Annotated in this window: 5 protein-coding genes and 1 pseudogene; all 6 read right to left on the bottom strand. The window is 61.4% G+C overall.

What is annotated here, in order from left to right; all coding sequences use genetic code 11:
- Positions 1-80 (bottom strand): annotated as a pseudogene (locus AC5RWT_RS36455) (50S ribosomal protein L17); the annotation flags it as partial.
- A gap of 65 nt (positions 81-145) precedes the next feature.
- A complete protein-coding gene (locus AC5RWT_RS36450; RefSeq protein WP_127511086.1) occupies positions 146-1150 on the bottom strand; it encodes a DNA-directed RNA polymerase subunit alpha in 1005 nt (334 codons plus the stop codon).
- Between the two features lie 158 nt (positions 1151-1308).
- Entirely contained in the window at positions 1309-1710 is a 402-nt protein-coding gene (gene rpsK, locus AC5RWT_RS36445; RefSeq protein ID WP_127511085.1) for a 30S ribosomal protein S11, read from the bottom strand.
- Positions 1711-1756: 46 nt separating this feature from the next.
- Entirely contained in the window at positions 1757-2131 is a 375-nt protein-coding gene (gene rpsM / locus AC5RWT_RS36440; protein WP_494045924.1) for a 30S ribosomal protein S13, read from the bottom strand.
- A 155-nt stretch (positions 2132-2286) separates the two neighbouring features.
- Complete coding sequence (gene rpmJ, locus AC5RWT_RS36435) at positions 2287-2400, bottom strand: 50S ribosomal protein L36 (RefSeq protein WP_005267758.1); 114 nt, start codon at positions 2398-2400, stop codon at positions 2287-2289.
- Between the two features lie 74 nt (positions 2401-2474).
- Positions 2475-2696, bottom strand: coding sequence for a translation initiation factor IF-1 (gene infA / locus AC5RWT_RS36430; RefSeq protein WP_005267757.1), 222 nt, complete (start codon positions 2694-2696; stop codon positions 2475-2477).
- Positions 2697-2726 lie beyond the last annotated feature (30 nt).

Raw genomic sequence — 2726 nt, 5'->3', positions numbered from 1 at the left:
GCGGCGGACAGGTTGGCGAGCATCAGGCGCTCGTGGGCAGGACCGCCTCCGAGGCGCGGACCCTTAGCGGGGGTAGGCATTATGTTTTCTCCTCAATGGTGCCGCTGTGCGCTCCCGAGCGCCAAGGCGGCAGAATTCTTGCGATTTAGAGTTCGTCCTCGAAGGTTTCGTCCTCGTCGATGGCAGCCGCGCGGGCAGCCAGATCGAACCCAGGAGGCGAATCCTTCAGCGACAGACCCAGTTCCACCAGCTTTGCCTTGACCTCGTCGATGGACTTGGCACCGAAGTTGCGGATGTCCATCAGGTCGGCCTCGGAGCGGGCAACGAGTTCACCCACGGAGTGGATGCCCTCACGCTTAAGGCAGTTGTAGGAACGGACCGTCAGCTCCAGGTCCTCAATCGGCAGGGCCATGTCGGCAGCCAGTGCGGCGTCCGTGGGGCTCGGGCCAATCTCGATGCCTTCGGCGGCGGTGTTCAACTCGCGGGCCAGGCCGAACAGTTCAACCAGGGTGGTTCCGGCAGAGGCGACGGCGTCGCGCGGTGCAATGGAGTCCTTGGTTTCGACGTCGACAATCAGGCGGTCGAAGTCGGTGCGCTGCTCAACACGGGTTGCCTCAACCTTGAAGGTCACCTTCAGCACCGGCGAGTAGATGGAGTCAACCGGAATACGGCCGATCTCCTGGTCGCCGGACTTGTTCTGGGCTGCCGACACGTAGCCACGGCCGCGTTCGATGGTCAGTTCGAGCTCGAACTTGCCCTTCTCGTTCAGCGTGGCGATGTGCAGGTCCGGGTTGTGGAATTCCACGCCGGCCGGCGGAGCGATGTCTGCTGCGGTGACGACGCCGGGTCCCTGCTTGCGCAGGTAGGCAACCACGGGCTCGTCGTGCTCGGAGGAGACGGCCAGGTTCTTGATGTTCAGGATGATCTCGGTGACATCTTCCTTCACACCCGGCACGGTGGTGAACTCATGCAGCACGCCGTCTATGCGGATGCTGGTTACGGCAGCACCCGGGATCGAGGACAGCAGCGTGCGGCGGAGAGAGTTCCCGAGGGTGTAGCCAAAGCCCGGCTCCAACGGTTCAATGACGAACCGGGAACGGTTATCGGCCACTACTTCTTCAGTAAGGGTGGGGCGCTGTGCAATGAGCACTTAGTTTCCTTTCAGCGAGCATCCGCTATATGACGCAGCACGAATTGGTGGAAATGGGCGGCTGGTCAGCCTCCAGCATGGAACTTTCGGCCGCCGACAGGATCTCCCGCAAACGTGGGAGGACTCTGTGCGGCGGCCAAAAAGTATCCTTGGGCTGATTAGACGCGGCGGCGCTTCGGCGGACGGCATCCGTTGTGGGCGCTGGGGGTGACGTCCGAGATGGAGCCAACCTCGAGGCCAGCGGCCTGCAGTGAACGGATGGCAGTCTCGCGTCCCGACCCCGGGCCCTTCACGAAGACGTCGACCTTCTTCAGGCCGTGCTCCTGGGCACGCTTGGCAGCCGATTCGGCAGCCATCTGCGCGGCGAACGGAGTGGACTTGCGGGAGCCCTTGAAGCCAACTTCGCCGGCCGAGGCCCACGAGATGACGGCACCGGACGGGTCCGTGATGGACACGATGGTGTTGTTGAAGGTGCTCTTGATGTGCGCCTGACCCAGCGCGATGTTCTTCTTGTCCTTGCGACGCGGTTTGCGGACCGCTCCACGAGTCTTGGGGGGCATTTTTTCTCCTACAAAGTTGGTTGGTAGCTAGCTGACCGGCTAGGAATTAGCGGGTCTTCTTCTTACCGGCGACGGTGCGCTTCGGACCCTTGCGGGTACGAGCGTTGGTCTTGGTGCGCTGTCCGCGGACGGGCAGGCCACGGCGGTGGCGGATGCCTTCGTAGCTGCCGATCTCAACCTTGCGGCGGATGTCGGCTGCAACTTCGCGGCGGAGGTCGCCTTCTACCTTGTAGTTGCCCTCGATGAAGTCACGCAGCTGAACGAGTTCAGCGTCGCTGAGGTCCTTGACGCGGGTGTCCGGGCTGATGCCGGTCTCCGCGATAACCTGCTCTGCACGGGTCTTGCCCACGCCGTAGATGTAAGTCAGGGCGATAATTACCCGCTTTTCGCGGGGAATATCTACGCCAGCGAGACGAGCCATATTGGCGGTTCTCCTTGTTGTATCCGGAGGTCTGAAGCAGCACATCCCCGTTGCCCGGGTCCCCGGCCTCCGTGCCGGGGGTGTGCAGGTTGCCCTGCTGCGCTGCCTATTGAGTTACTACGCGTGGGCGTGTGGCCCCTGCTAAAGCAGGAGTCTTAGCCCTGGCGCTGCTTGTGGCGCGGGTTCTCGCAGATCACGATGACGTTGCCCTTGCGACGAATCACCTGGCACTTGTCACAAATCCGCTTGACGCTCGGCTGGACCTTCATGGTTTTCCTTTGCGTTGTTAGCTGATGCTGTTGTAACTACTTACGTTCCCCGCAGTTGCCCGCGGCATAAGTCTTTACTTGTAGCGGTAGACGATACGGCCCCGTGAGAGGTCGTACGGGCTGAGTTCCACCACAACGCGGTCCTCGGGGAGGATCCTGATGTAGTGCTGACGCATCTTTCCTGAGATATGAGCCAGCACAACGTGCCCGTTGGTCAACTCAACGCGGAACATCGCATTGGGCAGAGCCTCCTGCACAGTGCCTTCAATCTCAATGACACCGTCTTTCTTAGCCATATCCTCCGCTAACGTCAGTAACCATCGCTG

Source organism: Arthrobacter sp. Dra40 (assembly GCF_059091905.1).
The sequence above is the reverse complement of the archived record's forward strand: the minus strand, read 5'-3'. Positions and strand labels throughout refer to the sequence as shown.

Excerpts from the sequence above, each read along its gene's own strand:
- infA (WP_005267757.1), bottom strand. The coding sequence starts at position 2,696 with ATGGCTAAGAAAGACGGTGTCATTGAGATTGAAGGCACTGTGCAGGAG.
- rpsM (WP_494045924.1), bottom strand. The coding sequence starts at position 2,131 with ATGGCTCGTCTCGCTGGCGTAGATATTCCCCGCGAAAAGCGGGTAATT.
- rpmJ (WP_005267758.1), bottom strand. The coding sequence starts at position 2,400 with ATGAAGGTCCAGCCGAGCGTCAAGCGGATTTGTGACAAGTGCCAGGTG.
- rpsK (WP_127511085.1), bottom strand. The coding sequence starts at position 1,710 with ATGCCCCCCAAGACTCGTGGAGCGGTCCGCAAACCGCGTCGCAAGGAC.